Origin of the sequence: Actinoplanes sp. TFC3, assembly GCF_001553785.1 — a bacterium.
Classification (GTDB): Bacteria; Actinomycetota; Actinomycetes; order Mycobacteriales; family Micromonosporaceae; genus Actinoplanes.
The window spans coordinates 1,251,099-1,270,899 of record NZ_LOJP01000001.1 but is presented as its reverse complement, the minus strand read 5'-3'; the positions used below and the strand labels follow the sequence as shown (position 1 = coordinate 1,270,899).

Annotated in this window: 18 protein-coding genes; 9 read left to right on the top strand and 9 right to left on the bottom strand. The window is 68.7% G+C overall.

What is annotated here, in order from left to right; genetic code table 11:
* Positions 1–96: 96 nt before the first annotated feature.
* Positions 97–1,584, bottom strand: coding sequence for a glycosyltransferase family 39 protein (locus TFC3_RS05715; RefSeq protein ID WP_067496564.1), 1,488 nt, complete (start codon positions 1,582–1,584; stop codon positions 97–99).
* 99 nt (positions 1,585–1,683) lie between these two features.
* Between TFC3_RS05715 and TFC3_RS05710 the strand changes: the two genes are divergently transcribed.
* The 3 genes from TFC3_RS05710 (at position 1,684) to TFC3_RS05700 (ending at position 5,421) form a co-directional block, all read left to right on the top strand.
* Positions 1,684–2,550, top strand: a complete 867-nt coding sequence (locus tag TFC3_RS05710) for a bifunctional DNA primase/polymerase (protein ID WP_067496561.1) — start codon at positions 1,684–1,686, stop codon at positions 2,548–2,550.
* Positions 2,551–2,615: 65 nt separating this feature from the next.
* Positions 2,616–3,281 carry an activator of HSP90 ATPase gene (locus tag TFC3_RS05705; RefSeq protein ID WP_067496558.1) on the top strand — a complete coding sequence of 222 codons (666 nt, stop codon included), beginning with the start codon at positions 2,616–2,618 and terminating at the stop codon, positions 3,279–3,281.
* Between the two features lie 289 nt (positions 3,282–3,570).
* On the top strand, positions 3,571–5,421 hold the full coding sequence (locus TFC3_RS05700; RefSeq protein ID WP_082772372.1) for a SpoIIE family protein phosphatase: 1,851 nt from the start codon (positions 3,571–3,573) through the stop codon (positions 5,419–5,421).
* Here TFC3_RS05700 and TFC3_RS05695 read toward each other — a convergent pair.
* Genes TFC3_RS05695 through TFC3_RS05685 form a run of 3 tightly spaced genes read right to left on the bottom strand, consistent with a single transcriptional unit; the run spans position 5,408 to position 8,618 of the window.
* A complete protein-coding gene (locus TFC3_RS05695; protein WP_067496555.1) occupies positions 5,408–6,922 on the bottom strand; it encodes a hypothetical protein in 1,515 nt (504 codons plus the stop codon). The two genes, TFC3_RS05700 and TFC3_RS05695, sit on opposite strands and share 14 nt — an antisense overlap.
* Positions 6,919–8,022 (bottom strand): hypothetical protein, encoded by a 1,104-nt coding sequence (locus tag TFC3_RS05690; protein ID WP_067496552.1) that lies wholly within the window; start codon positions 8,020–8,022, stop codon positions 6,919–6,921. The genes TFC3_RS05695 and TFC3_RS05690 overlap by 4 nt, the downstream gene beginning before the upstream one ends.
* Positions 8,010–8,618, bottom strand: a complete 609-nt coding sequence (locus tag TFC3_RS05685) for a hypothetical protein (protein ID WP_153040106.1) — start codon at positions 8,616–8,618, stop codon at positions 8,010–8,012. The genes TFC3_RS05690 and TFC3_RS05685 overlap by 13 nt, the downstream gene beginning before the upstream one ends.
* A 156-nt stretch (positions 8,619–8,774) precedes the next feature.
* On the opposite strand from TFC3_RS05685, the gene TFC3_RS05680 reads away from it, so the two are divergent.
* Complete coding sequence (locus tag TFC3_RS05680) at positions 8,775–9,059, top strand: DUF427 domain-containing protein (protein WP_067496546.1); 285 nt, start codon at positions 8,775–8,777, stop codon at positions 9,057–9,059.
* Between the two features lie 149 nt (positions 9,060–9,208).
* Here TFC3_RS05680 and TFC3_RS05675 read toward each other — a convergent pair whose 3' ends face one another.
* Positions 9,209–9,604, bottom strand: coding sequence for a hypothetical protein (locus TFC3_RS05675; RefSeq protein WP_236718000.1), 396 nt, complete (start codon positions 9,602–9,604; stop codon positions 9,209–9,211).
* Positions 9,594–9,788 (bottom strand): hypothetical protein, encoded by a 195-nt coding sequence (locus tag TFC3_RS05670; RefSeq protein WP_067496544.1) that lies wholly within the window; start codon positions 9,786–9,788, stop codon positions 9,594–9,596. Before TFC3_RS05670 ends, TFC3_RS05675 begins: the two co-directional genes overlap by 11 nt.
* Positions 9,789–9,989: 201 nt before the next feature.
* Here TFC3_RS05670 and fxsA point away from each other — a divergent pair, with 201 nt between their 5' ends.
* Genes fxsA through TFC3_RS05655 form a run of 3 tightly spaced genes read left to right on the top strand, consistent with a single transcriptional unit; the run spans position 9,990 to position 13,587 of the window.
* Positions 9,990–10,190: an FxSxx-COOH cyclophane-containing RiPP peptide gene (gene fxsA, locus TFC3_RS05665; RefSeq protein WP_082771866.1), complete on the top strand. Its 201-nt coding sequence runs from the start codon at positions 9,990–9,992 to the stop codon at positions 10,188–10,190.
* A gap of 57 nt (positions 10,191–10,247) precedes the next feature.
* Positions 10,248–11,855 carry an HEXXH motif-containing putative peptide modification protein gene (locus TFC3_RS05660; RefSeq protein ID WP_161952539.1) on the top strand — a complete coding sequence of 536 codons (1,608 nt, stop codon included), beginning with the start codon at positions 10,248–10,250 and terminating at the stop codon, positions 11,853–11,855.
* Positions 11,856–11,901: 46 nt separating this feature from the next.
* Positions 11,902–13,587, top strand: a complete 1,686-nt coding sequence (locus TFC3_RS05655; RefSeq protein WP_067496535.1) for a bifunctional diguanylate cyclase/phosphodiesterase — start codon at positions 11,902–11,904, stop codon at positions 13,585–13,587.
* A gap of 63 nt (positions 13,588–13,650) precedes the next feature.
* On the opposite strand, the gene fxsT is transcribed toward TFC3_RS05655, so the two are convergent.
* Complete coding sequence (gene fxsT / locus TFC3_RS05650) at positions 13,651–16,074, bottom strand: FxSxx-COOH system tetratricopeptide repeat protein (RefSeq protein ID WP_067496532.1); 2,424 nt, start codon at positions 16,072–16,074, stop codon at positions 13,651–13,653.
* Between the two features lie 154 nt (positions 16,075–16,228).
* Here fxsT and TFC3_RS05645 point away from each other — a divergent pair, with 154 nt between their 5' ends.
* Positions 16,229–16,591: an STAS domain-containing protein gene (locus tag TFC3_RS05645; protein ID WP_067496528.1), complete on the top strand. Its 363-nt coding sequence runs from the start codon at positions 16,229–16,231 to the stop codon at positions 16,589–16,591.
* A gap of 121 nt (positions 16,592–16,712) precedes the next feature.
* Here TFC3_RS05645 and TFC3_RS05640 read toward each other — a convergent pair whose 3' ends face one another.
* Positions 16,713–17,243, bottom strand: coding sequence for a snapalysin family zinc-dependent metalloprotease (locus tag TFC3_RS05640; RefSeq protein ID WP_067496525.1), 531 nt, complete (start codon positions 17,241–17,243; stop codon positions 16,713–16,715).
* Positions 17,244–17,415: 172 nt separating this feature from the next.
* Positions 17,416–18,765, bottom strand: coding sequence for an MFS transporter (locus tag TFC3_RS05635; RefSeq protein ID WP_173745362.1), 1,350 nt, complete (start codon positions 18,763–18,765; stop codon positions 17,416–17,418).
* 19 nt (positions 18,766–18,784) lie between these two features.
* Between TFC3_RS05635 and TFC3_RS05630 the strand changes: the two genes are divergently transcribed.
* Positions 18,785–19,738: a GlxA family transcriptional regulator gene (locus TFC3_RS05630; RefSeq protein WP_067496522.1), complete on the top strand. Its 954-nt coding sequence runs from the start codon at positions 18,785–18,787 to the stop codon at positions 19,736–19,738.
* The last annotated feature ends 63 nt before the right edge of the window (positions 19,739–19,801 follow it).

Below are 19,801 nucleotides of genomic sequence, written 5' to 3'. Positions count from 1 at the left end.
CCTCCTCGGTCGGCGCGAAAATCGAGTTCGATCCCGTTGAGCAGCGAGCATAAGCGGCTTCGCAAAAAAGCGTCGTCCCGCCTGTGGATAACTGCCTCACCTGCGTTTTCGCTCCAGCAGCACGATCGTCAGCATGGGATAGGACCAGCGCTGCGCACGCCGGTAGTGCGCTGTGAGGAGGATCCTTTTCGCCAGCGGCATGCCGTCCAGCAGGTCGGGCAGGTTGTCGCCCCGGATGATCCAGATCCGGGACGGCGAGGTCAGGCAGGCTGCCCACAGACATTCGGTGGCCAAGAACTGCCCGTCGGTGCGCTGTGGAGTGATCCGTAACACGTCCGGCGGCCGCGGCTCCGGGAGGTAGCGTTCGTAGATGTCCCGCGCCGCCCAGGGGATGCTCGGATGGGTGTCGGGAAAGACAGCCACGTCGCCCGCGAGATACCGAGGGCCGATGACTTGCGCGATCCGCGCCGTATCTTGCCGATGCCCGGCGCCACTTCGAAGATCGATCTGCATCGCGTACGACAAAAGCACGGCAACCACCAGCGCCATTCCCGCCTGCACCCGCCCCGCCCGCGCAGCACCGGCGCCGGCCAGCACCACCAGCGCAGGAACGGCCAGCAGCACATACCGGGCGACCCAGACCGGCACCTGAGTTCCGGCGATCAGCAGCAGAACCGGCGGGACAAAGCCGGCGCACGTCACGCACAAAGTGGCCATTCCCCGCCGCACGCCGAGCACCGCCAGGGCAAGAACGATGCCCCCAACCGCCGCGGACGCGAACAAATGCTGCGGCACGGCTTCGAGGGTCGGCGCATCGACAAGCGTGATCCAGGACACCTGGCCGTTCTGCCCGGCGGCGCGGATGCTCAGAAGTCCAACGGGTGCGGCTGCCACGAACGCCGCACCCGCCCACAGCCAGGTTGTCCGCCACCCGGCTCGGCGGTTGCTGAGCTGGTGCACGGTCACCGCGGTGGCGTGGGCCACCAGCATCAAAACGGCGCTGAGGGGGTGGAGAAGTCCGGTGGCGGTGGAGGCTGCTGCGTACCGGATGATCCTGCTTCTTGTGGGTTGCTCCAGAAGGCGGATGAGGAACAGGAGAGCGAGAGCGGCAAACAGCACAGTCAGGGCATACGGTCGCGCCTCTTGTGCATAGCGCGACGTGACCGGCAGCAGCGCGAACAGCATGCCGGCAGTTATCCCTGCCCCGGCGCCACCGAGACGCCTGCCGATCACCGCGACCACCCCGGCGGTCACCGCAACAGCGGCGAGCGAAGGAAGACGCAGCGCAGCCGTTCCAGTTCCGGCAAGGGAGGTAACGGCCTTGAGAAGGAAGTAGTACGGCAAGAGCACGGCGTCGACCGAACCGGTGAGCTGCCACAACTGTGACCAGGACAGCCGGACGGCACCCCATGTCGCCAGTTCATCGGCCCACAACGCCGGGCCGGTCAGCCGCCATGCGCCTAGGCATGCGGCTGTCAACGCCGGCAGAGCCCAGACCCTGCTGCTCTTCGAGACCGGCTCGCTTCTCAGCACCGGCCCGCCCAGTACCGGCTTGCACTGCGGAACCGGCTTGCTCTTCAACACCGGCGGACCTTAGGGAAGCTAAAAGAACAGCATCTGACCACTGCCCGGCCCTGTGGATAACTTCGGCGGCGAACCGGTTGAACTCGTACACTTGTACGAATGAAGCTTGATGCGGCAATCGCTTATGCCCGGCACGGCATCCCGGTCCTGCCGGTGCACACGCCTGACCTGGGCGGATCGTGTTCCTGCGGGCGCCCGGACTGCGATCGGCCCGGCAAGCACCCGAGGCTGCGGCACGGGCTCAGAGAAGCCAGCGCCGACCCGCATACGGTGCACAAATGGTGGTCACGCTGGCCGGACGCCAACATCGGCCTGCGCACCGGCGTCGCGATGGATGTGGCCGACGTCGACTCCCTCGAAGGCTGGCACGGCCTGCGGCACGTGCTGGACGGCGCGATGCCGCAGGGACCCCAGGTGCGCACGGGCGGCGGCGGCTGGCATTTCTGGTTCTCACCTCTCGGGTACGGCAACAGGGTGCACGTCATCCCCGGCGTCGACTGGCGCGGCGACGGCGGCTACGTATTGGCACCACCATCCCGGCACGCCAGCGGCACCACCTATTACTGGGTGGTCCGCCCCGGCATACCACTGCCGTCAGCACCGGCGGCGCTGGAAGAACTCATCGCCGGCCCGGAGCCCCCGCAGTCCACGACGGCTTTGGGCTCGGCGACCATCGCCCACCCCGACAGGTACGCGGCCGTCGCACTGGAAACCGAGACCGAACGCGTCGCGCATGCACCGGCGGGATCGCGCAACGACACCCTCAACCGGGCGGCGTTTGCTCTGGGCAGGCTCATCGGGGCGGGACTACTGGAGGAAGGCTTGGTGACGCGCGAACTTACGGCCGCGGCTGCATGGTCGGGCTTGGGGCGTACGGAAACCGTGCGAACGATCCGCTCGGGGTTGAGCGCTGGCCGCCTCTTCCGCTGCCGGGGAGTGACTGCGGGATGCGGGCGTCGGTGGTGAAATCGGGCAGAGAACGAGGCCAAGATCGCATGGCGTAGTTCCGGAGTTACCGCCAGGATAGGGGCGTGACTGATCGAGAGACGCCGAAGTCCTATTTGGTCGAAGTAAGTCTGCCCCTTGGCCGCGACGAGGTGTGGGATGCGGTCACGCAGCCGCCCGTGCTGCGGCAGTGGTTCGGTTGGGACTACGACGACCTGGACGGCGAGATCCAGCACATCTTTGTCAACGAGGCCACCTTCTTGGCGCCCGAGCGGATGGGCTGGGCCGACGGCTCCTATTTGGAGGTGAGCGGAAACGACGCCGGCACGGTCGTACGCGCCGTACGGCAAGGCTCAACCGACGATTCCGGCCGGTACGACGCGGTCGAGGAAGGTTGGCGCGCCTTCCTGCTCCAGCTGCAGTTCCTGCTGATTGAGCGGCCGAAAGGGGCACGCCGCACCATCTACCTGACCGGAGCGACCAACTGGCCAGAGGTACTCGGCACCATCGGTGGGGCGGTCACCCGCGCCGGCGATCGCGCGGCCTGGCTGGTCGACGGCGACGGCCACCTCGTGGTGATCGCCGGCCGCGAACCGCAGAACAGCCGCGGGGCGGGCCGGATGGAGATCACCGTGTCGACGTACGGGCTGGACGACGCCTCGTTCGAAGTGGTGCGCAAGCGGTGGGCGGAACGCTGGGCAGCCAAGGCACGCAACGCCCAAGTGACGACGGCGGACACTCCCGCGCCGTAACGGCTCCGATGACGAGGCCGGACACCCCCACGCCGTAACGGGTCCCACCGGCTTGGCGGCTGTACCGCGCCGCAACCACACACCGGTTCGGCGTCCGTGGCCGGCACCGGGGCGAGAAAGGCCGATCTGGCAAACGTCCCTGCGTCGTGACATTTCGAGTCCCACCCCGGGTGAGGCCTGAGCGGGACCGACGTGATGCGGATCCGTGTTCTTCGGCACGCAGCCGGTTCGCCGCCGGGCGGGTAGCCTGGCTGCTCTCACCGCCGAGTCGAAATTGCAGGGAGGGCGCATGAGCGGGCTCGGCGACATCCCAGCCGACGCGAACGGCCAGGCAGACCTTCCGGGCACAGCTGGCCCGGATGCCACCGCACGCACCCTCACCGACCCGGCGCGACTGCACGCTCTGCATCAGGTTGCCGCGAGCGCCGAGCCGGATGCTGCCTTCGACCGGTTCGCTTCGCTGGTCAAGCGCATGTTGGGCGTACCCGTGGCGCTTGTTTCTCTGGTTGATGATCTCCGGCAGTTTTTTCCCGGGCAGGTCGGGTTGCCTGAGCCGTGGTCCGAGAAGCGCGAGACCCCGCTCACCCATTCGTTCTGTCAGCATGTGGTTGACGAGGGAATTCCCAAGGTCTTTCCCGACGCGCGGATCTATGCGCAGGTGCGGGACAACTTGGCGATTCCGGAGCTCGGCGTGGTGGCGTACGCGGGGATGCCGTTGAATGATGCCGAAGGCCGGACCCTGGGGTCGCTGTGCGCGATCGACACGAAGCCTCGGGCCTGGACCAAGGACGAGCTGGAAATTCTGGCCGACCTTGCCGAGGCCTGCGCCTCCGAGCTGCGGTTGCGGATCGCGCGGGCCGTGGCCGATGAGGCTCGCCAGCACGCTGAAAGTGCGCGGGCACAACTGGCCATGCTGGCCGAGTTGACCGAAACGTTCGCGCGCACGCTCGACATTGACGAGGGGATGCGGCTGCTGGCCAACGGTGTCGTCCCCCGGCTGGCCGATTGGTGCATGGTCACGCTCGCCGGTGACGACGGCGGCGTGCGGCTCGTGGCCGGCGCGCACCGCGACCCGCTGAGGAAGGCCGACACCGAACGCTTCGCGGACATCATGGCCTCGGCGCTTGGTCCAGATTCTGCGGTTCTTGCGGTCCAAAGATCCCGTACGCCGGTACGCCGGGCAACCGAGCCCAGCTCAGCACTGCTCTCTCGTACCACGAACCCGGAACTCGCCACGATCGCCGAGCGGCTGGGCTACGCGTCCTACATTGTCGTGCCCGTCACCGCGCCGGTGAGTCAGAAGGTTCTCGGTTCGATCACGTTGATCAATGGCCCGGACCGGGCGGCGTTCACCGAGGCCGATGAGCGGACCGCGCTCGACATCGCCCGGCGGACCGGTCTGACCATTGACAACAGCCGGTTGTACCGCCAGCAACGCCATGTCGCCGAGGTTCTCCAGCACAGCTTGCTGACCGAATTGCCGCAAATTCCCGGCATGAAGTTGCACGCCCGCTACCTGCCCGCTCAGGACGGCGCGGCGGTCGGCGGCGACTGGTATGACGCGTTCATCCAGCCCGATGGCAGCGTGATGCTGGCGGTGGGGGACGTTTCGGGCCACGACATCGAAGCCGCGGCGGCGATGGGTCAGCTGCGCAACCTCGTACGAGGTGACGCCTACGCCCGCGACGACGAACCCGGCAACCTGCTGTCCCGCCTTGACCTCGCCGTCCGCGGTCTCAACATGGGCATCGCCGCAACGGCCGTTCTCGCCCGTGTACGCCGCAACGTCGACACCTACGAGCTGACGTTCTCCAACGCCGGCCACCCGCCGCCGTTGCTGCTGCGCCCGGACGGCAAGGTCGAGATCTGGTGGGAGAAGCCGGAACCCCTCCTCGGCCTGCTGCCCCGTCAGCACCGGTCAACGCATAGCCGAACGGTGCCGGTTGGCTCAACGCTGCTGCTCTACACCGACGGCCTGGTCGAGCACCCGGACCACATCCTCGACGAAGGCATCGACCGCATGGCCCGCTGCCTGCACGAAGGGGCAAACCTCCCGGTCGACGACCTCGCCGACCTGCTCATCAACGCAACCGCCCGCCGCGCTGACGACACCGCCTTGCTCCTGATCAAGCTCCGCTGAGGGCTGCCGGCTCGAGCTCCGCCGAGCCGTTCACGCCGGCCTCGTCATCCGCGGCCGAGTCACTCACCGGCGGCCCGCCGTGCGTCCAGGGCGTCTGGTCCGGCTCGGGGAAGGCGCCACCCGGCCGGTACGCCTCGCTCAACGTCGTGAACAGCAGCCGCTCCCCCACCTCGGGAACGCTGCCCGGCTCGGCCACCAGTTTGCGGCCCATGCCGCCGGACAGTTCGAGCAGTACCTCGGTCTTCGCTTCGTCCCCGGGCAAAACAGGCGTTACCGAGATGATCGTGGCCTTCTGGCTGGGCCGGGCCGGGGAGGTCAGCGTGGCGCCGGGCTCCATTCGTACCGGTTCAGCGGTCACCACCATGATCCGGGGCCGCAGCACCGGACGCTTGCCCGAATCGTCGATGCGGTCGGCCTTGGCCAGGGTGACCGCACCCTCGAACGCCGCCCCGGCCAGCCGGTATTCGGCCATCACCAGCGGGTCGTCGAACGCCCGCTGCACCGCATAGCGCGCCGCCGCGTTCTCCAACCGGCTGAGCCGTGCCGCCGCAGCAACCGCACCGTCCCGCCGTGGCTGAGGAGCGCCACCTTCGGCCAGGTGCTGGTAGAACGCCGAGTAAGCATCCCGGTCGCCATCCCAGCGTCCCGCCACCCGGCTACCCACCGGCAGCGCGCGCAACAGATCAATCGCCTGCCACATCAAGTTCCAGGTCGGCAGCAGCTGTTCCCGCAACACCGCCGTCAACTCTGCGATGTCGGGTTCCGCGACCGACAGCAGCGGCGCCAGCACATGGTTGTCGAACGCCGGATCCGTGGCCGGGCCGGCCGGCGGGAGGAGCGCCGGATTTTCGGCAGCAGCCGCCGCCTCGAAAACGCTCACGCCCGCGGGCGGCGCGATCCAGGCCATGAGCGCGGCCAGTTGGGCGTCTTCGGCGCTGCTCTGCCCGGTCGCCCAATGCAACGACATCGCCTGTACGACGTTGAGCAGCAACGATGAGCCGGGGACCTCGGCGGTGTTGGCGAAGAAGGTCAGCCACCGGCCCAGCAGGGGCACCGCCGCCGGCACCGCGTACTCGCCCTCGGTGCTGCGAAAGCGCGTCGATCGTCCGAAGAGGCGCAGGAACTCGACGCCGCCGGAGTTGGGCACCCACAGTTGCGGCGCGTCGGTGAAGCGGTAGCGCACGTCGCGCCCCCGGTCCACGGCGACCGCCTCGGTCAGTGCGGTGAAGGAGTCAACATACGGGACAATTGCCTCGGCCAGCGACGCGGCGAAGGCGAACCGGTCATCGCGGTTGCGGGGCTGAGCCACCACCAGCAAGTCCGGATTTTTCCGGTCAGTGCCCAGCATGGCGGCCAGCGGGGCGTTCGCCTCACCGGCCATCGCGTACGGGATCAGCACCATCGGACGCTCGTGAAGGTGCAGGTGGCGGACCGTCGCCAGGGGCTGCGCCCGGGCTGCGGCGAACGCTTGGGCGCGGGCGAGAGCGGTGAGCGTACTCATAGGATCCCGGCGCGCAAGCGGGCAGCAGCCTGGAGCAATGCCGCGGCCTCAGCCTGTTCTTCGGTCGGGGTGCGGGCTTCGGTGGCGAGTTCGAGCGCTTCCTGAATGGTGTTGACGCCACCGAGCGCGTCACGCACCGGGCGGCCCAGCGCGGCGGTGCTGCCGGAAGCCTCGTGACGGCAGAACACGGCAAGCTCGCACGCCGACAGGCATTCCGGGGCATATCGGGCCTCGACCTCATGCAGCGAGGCGATCAGCTGGGCCGGGGGCAGCGCCACGTCGAAGCTGATGCCATCCGGCAGCGAGGCCGCCAGATCGGATACCGAGGCGAGCCGGGTGAGCTGACGTTTCAGCGTCGCGAGCTGCTTGCGCACGTCGATGACCACGGCCTGCGGGGTCAGCGAGAAGTCGCGCGGGCAGACCAGCACCACGTCATGGCTGACCAGAGCCGGATCGTGTCCGAGACTGGTCAGTAGCCGGCGCAGCGCGAGTACGTACACCGCGGCCTGCACGGCTGCCGCCGACACCTTGGCGCTGTCGGCCTGACCGTCCACGATCGCGAACGACTTGATCTCTACGACGTGCAGCCGGCCTTCGACCTGGAACGCGATCAGATCGGGTTCCAGAAAGACCTGCCGTCCCGCGACCTCAAGGGTGAGCAGCGGGTGGTCGACCAGGGCGGCCCCGGCGGCGGCAGCAAGCAATTCCCGGGTACGTCCATGGCGCGCACCCAGCGTTGCATCGTCATCCTCGCCGAGGTCGGCATACGCGACGCTGTCCGTTTCGAGCGCCAACACATCCCGCAAAACGGACAACAGCAATGCGCAGTTGTCCGCCTTGAGCATCGCTTCGAAGCCGTTGCCCCGAGCCAATGCGAACCGGCTCTGCCCGAACCCCATCGGAAAACCGATCTGCTGAGCCAGGCGCGGCTTGTCCACCCCTGCCGCGTCCAGCACAGCCCGCCGCGAGCAGCCAGGATTACCGGTCAAAGCGGCAATTGTCCGGGCGTTGTGCCGCTTCGCGGGGTTGGCGCCCCGGAACCGATCGAGCGCCGAGTCCGAATTGTCGCGAGGTCGTGGAGTCGCCGTCACGCGCGGCATCGCTGGTTCGGCAGGCTCATCACGCCGAACAGCCGCTGCCGATCGTCCAGCCGCTCCCAGCGAGCCACCACCACATCCGAGGCGATACCCGGGGTGAGCTCCGCCAGCGCCGCGCGAGCCGCAGTCGCCAGTGCGCGCGGGTCGTGCACGAGGAACGCCTCCGCGCCACCCGGAACCGTCTCAGCCAGCCTGCGCAGCAGTTCCATCGCCGCTGGACTCGCCGACGCCCGAATGATGATGAACTCGGCGATCCGGGCGACCGCGGCCAGGGCATCGGCCCGCAATTGCTGCGGCGACACCAGCCGGCGGGCCACCGGCCAGCCCGACAACGTCACCATGCCGCGGGCTGCCGACAGGTCGTGGTGCAGGGCCGGGACGATGCGGTACGACGTGAGCGCGTGCGGATCGTAATCCCGCTCCTCGTCCCGCAGTACCGCTGCGAGCCCCGGCACCGAGAGGTCGCCGTCAAACAAAGCCGAGTGCACGTCCACCACCAGCCGCGGCGTAGCCGGGGCGCCAAGCAAAACCAGCGCGTGCCGGGCTTGTTCGCGGGTAGCCGGGAGACGCGTGCCCGGAATTGTGCTCAAAGTACTCATCGGCGGCCATTTCCATACGGGGTGTCCTGGGTTGATCGACCTTAGATCCTCGTACACCGGGTGGGCAATGCCCCGTTGAGCCACGACGTTTCACCCACGGGAGGCGAAAAGTCGCGCATATCGGACTGACACCACGCGGCGCGCTACTTTCGGGGTATGCCGAAGGCCATCTGGAACGACGAGATCATCGCCGAGAGCGACGACACCGTGGTTGTTGAGGGAAACGTCTACTTCCCGCGCTCGTCCCTCCGCGAGGACGTACTGCGGCCCTCCGACACGCACTCCGTCTGCGTGTGGAAGGGCAAGGCGTCCTACTACACCCTCGAGTCCGGTGAGCACAGGAGCGAGGACGCCGTGTGGTTCTACCCGGACCCCAAGCCGGATGCGAAGGCCGTTCGCGACCGGGTCGCCTTCTGGAAGGACGTCAAGGTCGAGGACTGATTCTCCCCGCCCACGGCCACTGTCCACGCCCGGCGCCGACCCCAGGTCGGCGCCGGGCCACGCCGTGCGTTTCCCGGCAGCCCGATCCAGCTCGTGGGCCCGCGCCGATCTCTCGGCCGGATCCGGCCCCTCGGCCCGATCCGGTTTCCTCAGCCGATCCGGGGATGCGCGTCCTCGATCGCGGTGACCTCGAGGTAGTCGAGCATGTCCCTGCGTTCCTCGGTGTCCAGCGCCCCGAACGCCTCGTAAGCGCAGGCGCGGGCATGCGGTGTCTCGGCCGCCAGCAGCGCGATGATCGCCGACCAGGCCAAGGACACCCGATCGAACAGCCGCGCCTGACGCAGCGATGTCAGCCGGCTGAGCATCGCCACCTTGGTCGCCGCGTCATCGTCGTGCGGGATGCGGTCGGAGAGCTCGAACAAGGCCTTCCCCCGGTACGGGTGCTCGGCCTCGATCATGCGCGCGAGCTCGGCGTTGTCCATCTGGTCGACCACCGGGGCCGGTCCGCGCCGGGGCAGCTGCGGACGCGTGTCGTCAGCGGGCACGGCTGTCGCGCCCGCTCTCGAAGCCCACGCCCGGCGTCTGCTGTGGCAGCGTCGGAACGCTCTGGAACGCCGGGAAAGGCGGCGCCGGCATCACCGGCGGATCGGGGGTTACGGTCACCTCCTCCGGCTCCTCGTCCGGATGATCGTGCACCTGCTCCCCGCTCTTCCCGTCTCGGGCCTGCACAGTTTGTCCTCCGTTGCCGACTTTTCCGTTCGTGGCCTATGAGATCACGCCGGGATCTTCAAGGCGACCCCACCCGGGGACACGCCCGGACATCACCCGACCTGGCGACCGCCGTAATGTGGCGGCAACACATAGATCGTTGCTAACCAGCAAGTAGCTTCATCGAGAAACGCATTGCTTCTCCGACGAAGGTAGGCGTAGGTGGACGGGGTAGTGAGCACTACCGGTGCGACGCCGGAATGGCGCTCGGCAATGATTGACGTCTCGGAGCTGTCGCTCACCGACCTGACCGCGGCCACGGATCCGGCCGGCGAGAGCGTGCTGGCGCACTGCCTGCGCCGCCTCGCCGACGACCTGGCCCACCCCGGGGAGCCGATCGCCGGTTTCAACTCGGCCCTCTGAGCCGTGACCATCCCGGCCCTGGCCCACGCCCGCCCCCACCACCTCAGCGACGCAGCCTTGGCCGGCCTCGGCGCCGGCCATCCCGACGCCGCGACCATCGCCGAACTCCGCCGCTCGCAGCTCAGCCGCCACCTCCTCCTGCTGCACGAGATAGCCGCAACGCTCCGGCAATCCCCGTCAAAGCAGACAGAACATCTGCCACAACCACTGGCAGATCGGACCTCGGCCGCGCCCGACGAGCCCATCGCCGCGTTAGCCGCCGCCGAGCGCGAAGCCCCAGCCCGCGTCCGCGAGCTCCTGGCCGACCCCCTCTTCGGCGTCTGGGCGGTGTCCTGCCTGAAAGCCCTCCGCGAAGGCGCATCCCCCGAGCAAGCCGGCCTGACCCACCTCGCCACCCTCGCCACCGCCGCCCACATCCCCCACCAGCGCAACCACGACGATCGTGCGCTCACCGCAACCCATGACGGCCTGACAATTTCCGTACGCCTGGAGGACCGCGACCCCCTCCGCGCGCACCTCGGGCTGACCCCGGCGCCCCGGCTGACCAACGAGCAGCTCAGGCGCTGGCGCGAGAAGTTCACCGGGGCTTGGCGCCTGCTGGTAACCGCCGTGCGCCCCGACGCCGAGGTATTGGCAGCCGTACTCACCTGCATCGTCCCCGTGGAGCCCGATCCCGCGGCCAGGGGAATCAGCGCGACCTCGGCCGATGCGTTCGGGGCGGTGGCGATCTCCGAGCCCGCCGATGCCACCGCGCTGGCGGTTGGGTTGTTGCACGAAGCTCAGCACAGCATTCTCAACGCGGTGCAGTACCTGTTCGGCCTCCTCGAAGCCCCGGGCCTAACGGGCTATTCACCCTGGCGCGATGATCCGCGGCCGGCGTCCGGGATTCTGCACGGCGCCTATGCCTATCTCACCGTCACCCGCTTCTGGCGCACACAGCGCCGGGACCGGCTGGCCCAGTTCGAGTTCGCCCGCTGGCGCGCGGCGGTGGTTGCGGCAGGCGAAGGACTGCGCGAACTCACCCCGGCGGGTGCCCGCTTTGTCGGGGCATTGCTTGACGAGGTACGCCCCTGGCTGGCCGAACCCGTCGAGCCGGCCGTGCTCCGCCTGGCCGAGGGAGCCAACCGCGACCACTACCTCCGCTGGCGGCTCCGCAACCTGCGCATCGAGCCTGACGATGTGGCCGCATTGACGCAGGCCTGGCACGCGGGCCAACCACCGCCGCAGGTCACGCCCCGTTTGCAGCCCATGGCCCGGCGCGCTCTGGAGGCGAACGCCCGCCTGGACCTGACTCACCGATTCTTGCGAGGTCACTCCTTGGAGGGCCTTGGCACTGACCCGAGACCCGCGGAGGGGAACGGGGCTGCGCCCGAGCAACAGCGGGAGAATCGGACAGCCGAGCACGAACTCCGGCGGCAAGGCCGGGCACCGGGGCAACACACCAGCCGCTCAGGACAAGCGGCGAAGGTGGGCAACGGCGAAGCGGACGTCGCGTATGTGCTCGGGGAGCGGGAAAGGGCACTGCGGGCGTACCGGAAAGTCGGACTTGTCGGTGTTGATTGGGTGGGGTTGATTATCGCCGGGGGGTTCGACGTGGCTCCGGAGGTTGCCAGCGTGCTGGCGGGGGTGGGCGAGCCGCTCGAGATCGTGCGCTGGCTTTCCTAAGGAAGCCTTCCCGAGGGCCGATTTTTGGCTCCGTTGGAGGTGAGGCATGAGCCGCAGCAGTGCTATGGACCGGACGCGCCGGTGTGTGGATGACGTTCTGATCTTCACATCGTTGCTGCTGCTCGCGTGGCCGGCGATCTTCGAAGACGTGGTGGCCGGTAATTCCGGCGTGCCGGGGCTGATCATCGGTGGGGCCACCGTCGTCGGGCTTGGCATCGTGGTGATGCTGCTCGCCGGGCGGTGGCCGCTGCTCAGCTACGCGCCGGCCGCCTCCGCCGTGATCATGGCCGGCTTCTGGTTCGGGCGGCATGGCTCGATCAGCCCGGCGCTGACCTGGCTCACCATCGCCGTTGCCGCAATCGTCCTGGTCCGGCAGTTCCTTGGCGCTCGCACGAATGCCGGGCTGGTCCGTGACTTGACGCGGCAAAAGGCGCAATTGGTACGGCAGGCGTTCCGGGATCCGCTCACCGAACTCGGCAACCGCAAGCTCTTCATGGACCACGCCACCGATGCCCTCGCGGACGCCGACGACACGATGACCGCCGTGCTCCTGTTCGATCTGGACGGGTTCAAGGAGGTCAACGACAGGTACGGCCACGCCACCGGCGACCAGTTGCTGCGCACGGCGGCCGAACGGTTGAACGCCAACGTCCGCGCCAACGACACCGTGTCCCGCCTCGGCGGCGACGAGTTCGTGGTGCTGCTGCCGCGCCTGGTGGACGACCAGATCGCCGACACCGTGGCCAACCGGATCCTGCGTGACCTGGCTCAGCCGCTGGTCATCGACGACGTTGTGCTGACCATCCCGGCCAGCGCGGGTATTGCGATCACCCGGGGAACCGGCGCGCAACTCGACGACGTGATGCGCGAAGCCGATCTGGCTCTGTACCAGGCAAAGGCCGATGGAAGGGGCGTAGCCCGGCGTTTCGACCCGGCGCAGTTCGCCGAGGCCGAGGCCCGCCGCCGCGAGGAAGCGGACGTGCGCCGCGCGTTGGACGAGGGCGAGTTCCAGGTCCACTACCAGCCGATCGTCGACCTCAACGGCGAGCGCACAGTGGGCGTCGAGGCGCTGGTCCGCTGGAACCACCCCGAGCGCGGCCTGCTTCCCCCGGTGGCCTTCCTGGACCTGGCCGAAGCGCTCGGGCTGCTCCCCCGCCTCGGCGGGTGGGTGCTGGAGGAGGCGTGCCGGCAAGCGGCGATCTGGCAGGTGCAGGAGCCGGGCTTCGAGCTGAATGTCAACCTGTCGGCCAGCCAGCTGGGCGATCCGGACCTTATCGACGAGGTACGCAACGTGCTCGAACGAACCGGCCTGCCGCCGTCGCTGCTGGTTCTCGAGCTGACCGAATCGGTAGCGCTGGTCGACCTGGTCGAGTCGGCCCGGGTGCTGAGCGCACTCAAGAGCCTCGGCGTCCGCATCGCGCTCGACGACTTCGGCACCGGCTTCTCGTCGCTCAGCCACCTCGGCGCCCTGCCGGTCGACGTGGTCAAGATCGACAAGTCGTTCGTCCAGGCCATGCAGGAAACCAGCGGTGCGTCGGTGGCTGAGGCCGTCCTGCAGATTGCCCGTACGTTCAACCTGGCGCCGGTTGCCGAGGGTGTCGAGGACGCGGACCAGGCTTCGCGTCTGCGGGAACTGGACTGCGCCCAGGCTCAGGGCTACCACTTCGCCAAGCCCATGCCGGCCACAGACCTCACCGACCTGCTCTACCGCCAGTCAGCGCTCTCCACCTGACGCCCAGCCGTAGCCCGCGGACAGCTCGAAGTCCGCGGGCAGCCAGGGCTCACGGACCTTCGGCTACAGCGGAGGTAGCTCGATCTCCGTCTCCAGCCGCTGCCCGGCCTGCGCGCGTACCGGAATGAAGTGCCGATCCCCGTACGCCTTCTGCAGTCCCTCGACCGCCGCCAGCGCACCCACCTCGTCCCCCTCGTCCAGCGCCAGGTTGAACGCGCACGCCAGCGTGTCCGGGTGGTCAGCGCCACGCAGCCCGCGCGATCGGTTCAGCGTGTCCAGCGCCATCTCTCGCGCCGGTTGCGCCTCGCCCACTGCCAGCAGGTCCGCCGCGAGCCCGTTGGCGCAGCTCAGCGTGAACGGGTGGTCCACTCCGACGCTGCGCCGCAGGCCGCCCAGGGCTTCGGCGTCGATGGTCCGGGCTTCCGCGGACCGGCCGATGGCGCGTACGACTCCGGCCAGGTTGGCGCCGGCGGCCAGGGTGAAAGGGTGCTCGTCGCCCAGCACCGCGTGGTAGCGGGCCACCGCGCGTTCGAGCAGGCGGTGGGCTTCGTCGAAGTTCCCCGCGTCGCGCTCGCAGTTGGCCAGGGACACCATTGCGGCCAAGGTTTCCACGCTGAGGTCGCCGAATTTCTGCCGGTACAGCTCCACGTTCGCCGCCGCACGGGATCGGGCTTCCGGTTTGCCCTCGCGGCGCGCGGCCATTGCGGCGAAGCGGCCGGCCCACAAGGCCATGGGGTGATCTGCGCCCAGGGTATCGAAATGCCCGGTAACCGCGAGCAACGCCGAGGCACCCGCGTAGTCGCCCATGCCGTACAGGTCGAAGGCCAGTTCCGCGCGAGAGGACAGCGTTTCCGGGTGACCCTCAATGAAGATCATCTGGCGGTGGCGCAGGACCTGCTCGTCGATTGCGCGGGCGCCGCGGAAGTCTCCGAGCAGGCGCAGGTCGGCGGCCAGGTTGTTGGCGCAGCGCAAAGCGGTCGGGAAGTTCTCGCCGAACAGCCGGCGGTAGCGCACCAGGTTGTCGGCGTCGAGCTGGCGGGCCTGCTCGAAATGGCCCTGCATGCGCAGGTCGGCGCCCACGCTGTTCGCCGTGGCCAGCGTCGTCTCGTCGTCGCCGCCGAGCACGTCGCGTTGCAGCCGCAGGGTGTGCGCGTTCAGCGCGCGGGCGTCGGCGGTGCGGCCCACCGCTCGCAAGGCGTTGGCCAGATGGAAGTTGACGAGCATCGCCTGATCGTCGGTTTCGCCGAAGCTGTCGGCCCAGCGGGCAGCCGCGTGCGCGGCGAGGTCGCGGCTGGAGTCGTAGTCGCCGCGGGCGTACAGGAACCGCACACAGTTGATGACCAGGTGCCGGATCTCCTCGGAGTCGCCGCCCAGCACGTCGGAGTGCACCAGGTGCGGGACGATGTCGGCGTAGCGGGACCAGCGGGCGGGATTGTCCGGATCGCCCGGGTCGGCGGCCGCGAGCATGGCCCGTACCGTCCGCAACATCGCGGCGTGGTGTTCCGAGGTCAGCTGCTGGCCCAGCATGCCGCGGACCAGCGGGTGCACGATGAGCCCGGCACCGGGCGGGTCAAGGTCGGCGAGCCCGTAGCGGCCGATGAGCCGGATCGCGGCGCGTAGCCGGCGTTCGATGCGCAACGTCGGAGCCAGCTCGGGTGAGGCCAGGCCGCGCGCCGCCCACAGCAGCTCCCACGACACCGGGGCACTGGCCAGGAAGGCGCTGAGCTGCAGCAATTCGAATGCCGCCGGGGACGCCTCGGCCAGCGCGTCGGCGGCCAGCCCCCACGCGACGCGGATGGGCGTGGGGAAGACGAGTTCCTGGGCGCGGGCTTCGTAGCGGGTGAGGTACTCGTCCACAGTCCACCCGGCGGCGGTGCGGACGGCGGCGGCGAGTTCGAGAGCCATGGGGACGTCGTCCAGGTGGGCGGCGAGTCGTTCGGCGTCGGGTACGGGCATCTCGGGCGTGCGGCGGCGCAGGAAGTCGACGCTGTCCGTGCGGTCGAAAACGGACACCGGCACGGCCTGCGCGACCTCGGAGGTCCAGCGCGGATTGCGCGAGGTGACCAGGACATGTCCGGCGCCACTGGGCAGATACGGCTTGATGTCCTCCGGACGGTTGGCGTTCTCGAAAACGACGAGCCAGTTACGGAAAGGCTCGCTGCGGCTCAGCGCATCGCGGACCGCTCCGAGCGTACGGTTGATGTCGCGGGCTTCCGGCAGTTTCAATTCGCTGGCCAGACCGACCAGCGCGGCTCGCATGCCCGCGGTCTGCTCGGCGGGGATCCACCAGACCAGGTCATAGGTGTCGGCGTAGCGGTAGGCGTATTCGACCGCTAATTGGGTACGTCCTGTTCCACCTAGCTGATGATCGGCGGAGGGGAGCAGCACGACCGGTCCGTTGCCGAGCAGTCCGCGCATCCGCGAGAGCAGGTCCTCGCGACCCACAAACCGCGGATTACGTGGCGGCAGACCACCCCGGATCGGCACGCCGGTCCTCCCCCTCTTCTTCGGCCAACAGTTTCCTCATCGACCAACAGTTCTTCATTGGCAGGCGAGTGACACACCCGTCTACCCTCACACTGCGATTACCGTACGTGGAACCATCGCCACTGCGGAAGATTGTCCCAACGGAAGGCGCCCGGTGACCGACGAACCCGTGACGACACTCGAGCGCGACAACGATGTGGCCACTGTCGCTCTGCACGGCGAAGTCGATGTGCTCAACGTGGACCAGGTGCGCATCGCCCTGGTGGAAGCACTGGAAACGGCTCCCCGCACAATTGTCGTCGACCTCGCGCAGTTGTCCTTCATCGACTCCACCGGTCTGGGCGCCATTATTTTCGGCTTCCAGCGCGCCCGCGACGAGGGCATCGACTTCCAGCTCGCGAACCCCAGCCGCGGCGTCCACCAGATTCTGGTGCTCAGCGGCCTGCTCGAAGTCGTCTCGCTCAAGGAAGCCAAGGACGCCAAAGAAGTCAAAGAAGTCAAAGAGCTCCAGGAATAGCAGCGGATGTCGCACCTGGGTGGATGGTGCTGACCGTCGTTCCCACCGAGGGCGGGTCCGGGAATCCAGGCGCCGGGCGGCGCCGGAACGGATTCCCGGACCCTTCATTGTGCGTAAGTGGTCACCCCGCAAAAACGAAAACCTGAGCGGGCACGGTGGCCGAGGTCCGGAAGTTGGTGTTGACCGTGGCGGCCTCGGTGGCACTCGGGTAGGCGTTGGTGCAGGAAACCGGCGCGCTGCTGCCCGACATCAGATCCGAGCACCGGCCCGTGCGGTTGTCCGGCAGCCCGAGAATGTGCCCGAACTCGTGCGCGGCGATCCGCGGCTGGTAATACCCGTCGTTCACGGCTTCGCGTCCCATGTACCAGCGGCCATTGCCGAGCGATGTCGTATAGGTGCGCGGCCAGCCGTTGTCCGCGTACACCCGGATGTTGGGGGTTCGCCCGGCCGGCACCGGCTGAAGCTGAACATTTGTCACCCGGCTGTTCCAGATCTGGGCGCCTTGATTGACCACGGCCACGAATTCCTGGGCCTGGCTGGCGTCGTAGTACAGGATTCTCGGCGCCGCGGCCGCGGGCCCGGTGGTGACGACCTGCAGGCCCGCCATTGCCACGATCGCGAACAGCAGTGCGGACAGCTTTTTGAGCAACACAACGACCTCCCTGAGAGGGAACGGGGTTGCTCCCAAGTTCCGCACATCGAGTTACATCTATACATATCGAACAGGTGATAACGGTCGGCACCCCCGCACCGGACCAGGTCAAGGACGAGACGTATACACAAGCCGCAAAGGCTGGATTTGTCTTGAAGCCGGAGAGGCCGGTTCAGCGACCGGTGGGTGCGGGGAAGGCCAAGCCGATCCCCGGCCCGGCCGGACCCTCGTGCTGCAGCCGGCGACCGGCCAGCAGCATCAGCGACAGCAACGAGGCCAGCACGGCCAGCGCCCCGGCGCCGTACCAAGCCATGTCGTAGTCGCCGAGCCGGTCGCGCACCAGGCCGGCCGCGCTGGCCGCGATGGCCGCGCCGAACTGGTGGGACGCAAACACCCAGCCGAACACGACTGCTCCGCTCGTACCGAAATATTCGCGGCACAACGCCACCGTCGGCGGCACCGTCGCCACCCAGTCCAGACCGTAGAAGAGAATGAAAACGACCATGCTCGGATGCGCTGTCGCAGCGAACAGCGACGGGAGCACGAGCAGCGACAAACCGCGCAAACCGTAGTACGTGCCGAGAAGCAACCGGCTGTCGACGCGGTCGGTAAGCCAACCGGACACGATTGTGCCCACGATGTCGAACACGCCGACCAGGGCCAGTAGGCTCGCCGCCGTGGTCTCGCCCATGCCGTGGTCGTGAGCGGCCGGGATGAAGTGCGTGCCGACCAGCCCGTTGGTGGTCGCGCCGCAGATCGCGAACCCGCCCGCCAGCAGCCAGAACGCCCGGGTCCGGGCCGCCTGCCGCAGCGCCGCGAGGGCATTGCGCACCGCCCCGCCCGGCGACACGGCCGGGATCTCGACCTCGCCGCCATACGCGGTGACCTTGAGGTCGGCCGGGCGGTCCCGCAGCCGCCACCAGACCAGCGGCACCACGGCCAGCGCCGCCGCCGACACCACCAGCGCCGCGGTCCGCCAGCCGTGGTCGCCGGTCAGCGTGGCAAGCAGCGGCAGAAAGATCAGCTGACCGGTGGCGCCCGCCGCAGTGAGCACCCCGGTGATCAGGCCGCGGCGCTTGGCGAACCAGCGGTTGGTCACGATCGCCACGAAGCCCAGCGCCATCGAGCCGGTGCCGAGCCCGACGAGGACGCCCCAGCACAGGATCAGTTGCCAACTGGCGTGCATGAACACCGTCAGCCCGCTGCCGAGCGAGACCAGCAGCAGGGCGGCGGCCACCACCCAGCGCATGCCCAGCTTCTCCATCAGCGCCGCGGCAAACGGCGCGGTCAGGCCGTAGAGCAGCAGGTTGACCGACACGGCGGCGGCGATGACGCCGCGCGGCCAGCCGAACTCGTCGTGCAGCGGCTGGAGCATGACCGAGGGCGTGGCCCGGAAGCCAGCCGCGCCGATCAGGGCGGTGAAGGCAACGGCGGCCACGAGCCAGGCCGGATGAAGACGTCGAGTAGTCACCGGATCATTCTGCGAAGCCCGGACCGGACGGACGAGTGGCCCGGAGGCCATGATGCGCAAGAATCGGGCCATGACGCATTCCGTGGCGCTGCTGGCCCTCGACGGCGTGGTCGGGTTCGATCTCGGCGTTCCTCCCCAGGTGTTCGGCGCGGCTCGCACGCCCGGTGGCACCCCGCTGTACTCGGTCACCACCTGCGGGATCGACCGCCGCCCGATCCGGCCGTCGCGCGGCGGCTACCAGGTGCTGCCCGACCACGACCTCACCCCGCTGACCTGCGCCGACACGGTGCTCGTGCCCGGCACGGCCATCATCGAGGGCCGCCGCGAGCCGCAGGTCCGTAAGGCCCTGCGGGCCGCGCACGCCCGCGGAGCAAGGATCATGAGCATCTGTACGGGCGCAGCAGTACTAGCCGACGCCGGCCTGCTCGATGGCCTGCCCGCAGCCAGCCACTGGGCCCACGCGGCCCGCCTGCGCCGGCTCTATCCGGCGGTGAACTGGGACTTCGACGTGCTGTTCGTCGACAACGGCAGCGTGCTGACCTCGGCCGGAGTGGGCGCCGGGGTGGACCTGTGCCTGCACGTCGTCCGCAAGGATCACGGCAGCGCGATCGCCAACATGGCTGCGCGGCGCTGCGTGGTTCCCCCGTTCCGCGACGGTGGGCAAGCGCAGTACATCGAGCGGCCCGTCCCGGACACCGACGGCGCGGGCACCCAGGCGACCCGGACGTGGGCCCTCGACCGCCTCGCCGCGCCGGTCAGCCTGGAGGACCTGGCCGGTCATGCCCGGATGAGCGTGCGCACCTTCACCCGGCGGTTCCGCGACGAGACGGGCCTGAGCCCGCAGAAGTGGCTGGTGCAGCAGCGCGTCGCGCACGCCCGGCTGCTGCTGGAGTCCACCGATCTGGGCGTGGACGTGGTGGCCCAGCGCTCGGGTCTGGGCAGCGCCACCGCCCTGCGCCAGCATTTCCAGCAGTCGGTCGGTGTCGCACCCAGTGCCTACCGCCGCACTTTTCGCCGTACGTAACGCGAGCCTCAGATCCGGGCAGAAGTGTCCGATGGGACAGGCGTACCCCGAAAGTGTCGTTTC

Excerpts from the sequence above, each read along its gene's own strand:
- TFC3_RS05710 (WP_067496561.1), top strand. The coding sequence starts at position 1,684 with ATGAAGCTTGATGCGGCAATCGCTTATGCCCGGCACGGCATCCCGGTC.
- TFC3_RS05700 (WP_082772372.1), top strand. The coding sequence starts at position 3,571 with ATGAGCGGGCTCGGCGACATCCCAGCCGACGCGAACGGCCAGGCAGAC.
- TFC3_RS05695 (WP_067496555.1), bottom strand. The coding sequence starts at position 6,922 with ATGAGTACGCTCACCGCTCTCGCCCGCGCCCAAGCGTTCGCCGCAGCC.
- TFC3_RS05690 (WP_067496552.1), bottom strand. The coding sequence starts at position 8,022 with ATGCCGCGCGTGACGGCGACTCCACGACCTCGCGACAATTCGGACTCG.
- TFC3_RS05685 (WP_153040106.1), bottom strand. The coding sequence starts at position 8,618 with ATGAGTACTTTGAGCACAATTCCGGGCACGCGTCTCCCGGCTACCCGC.
- TFC3_RS05680 (WP_067496546.1), top strand. The coding sequence starts at position 8,775 with ATGCCGAAGGCCATCTGGAACGACGAGATCATCGCCGAGAGCGACGAC.
- TFC3_RS05655 (WP_067496535.1), top strand. The coding sequence starts at position 11,902 with ATGAGCCGCAGCAGTGCTATGGACCGGACGCGCCGGTGTGTGGATGAC.
- TFC3_RS05635 (WP_173745362.1), bottom strand. The coding sequence starts at position 18,765 with ATGGCCTCCGGGCCACTCGTCCGTCCGGTCCGGGCTTCGCAGAATGAT.
- TFC3_RS05630 (WP_067496522.1), top strand. The coding sequence starts at position 18,785 with ATGACGCATTCCGTGGCGCTGCTGGCCCTCGACGGCGTGGTCGGGTTC.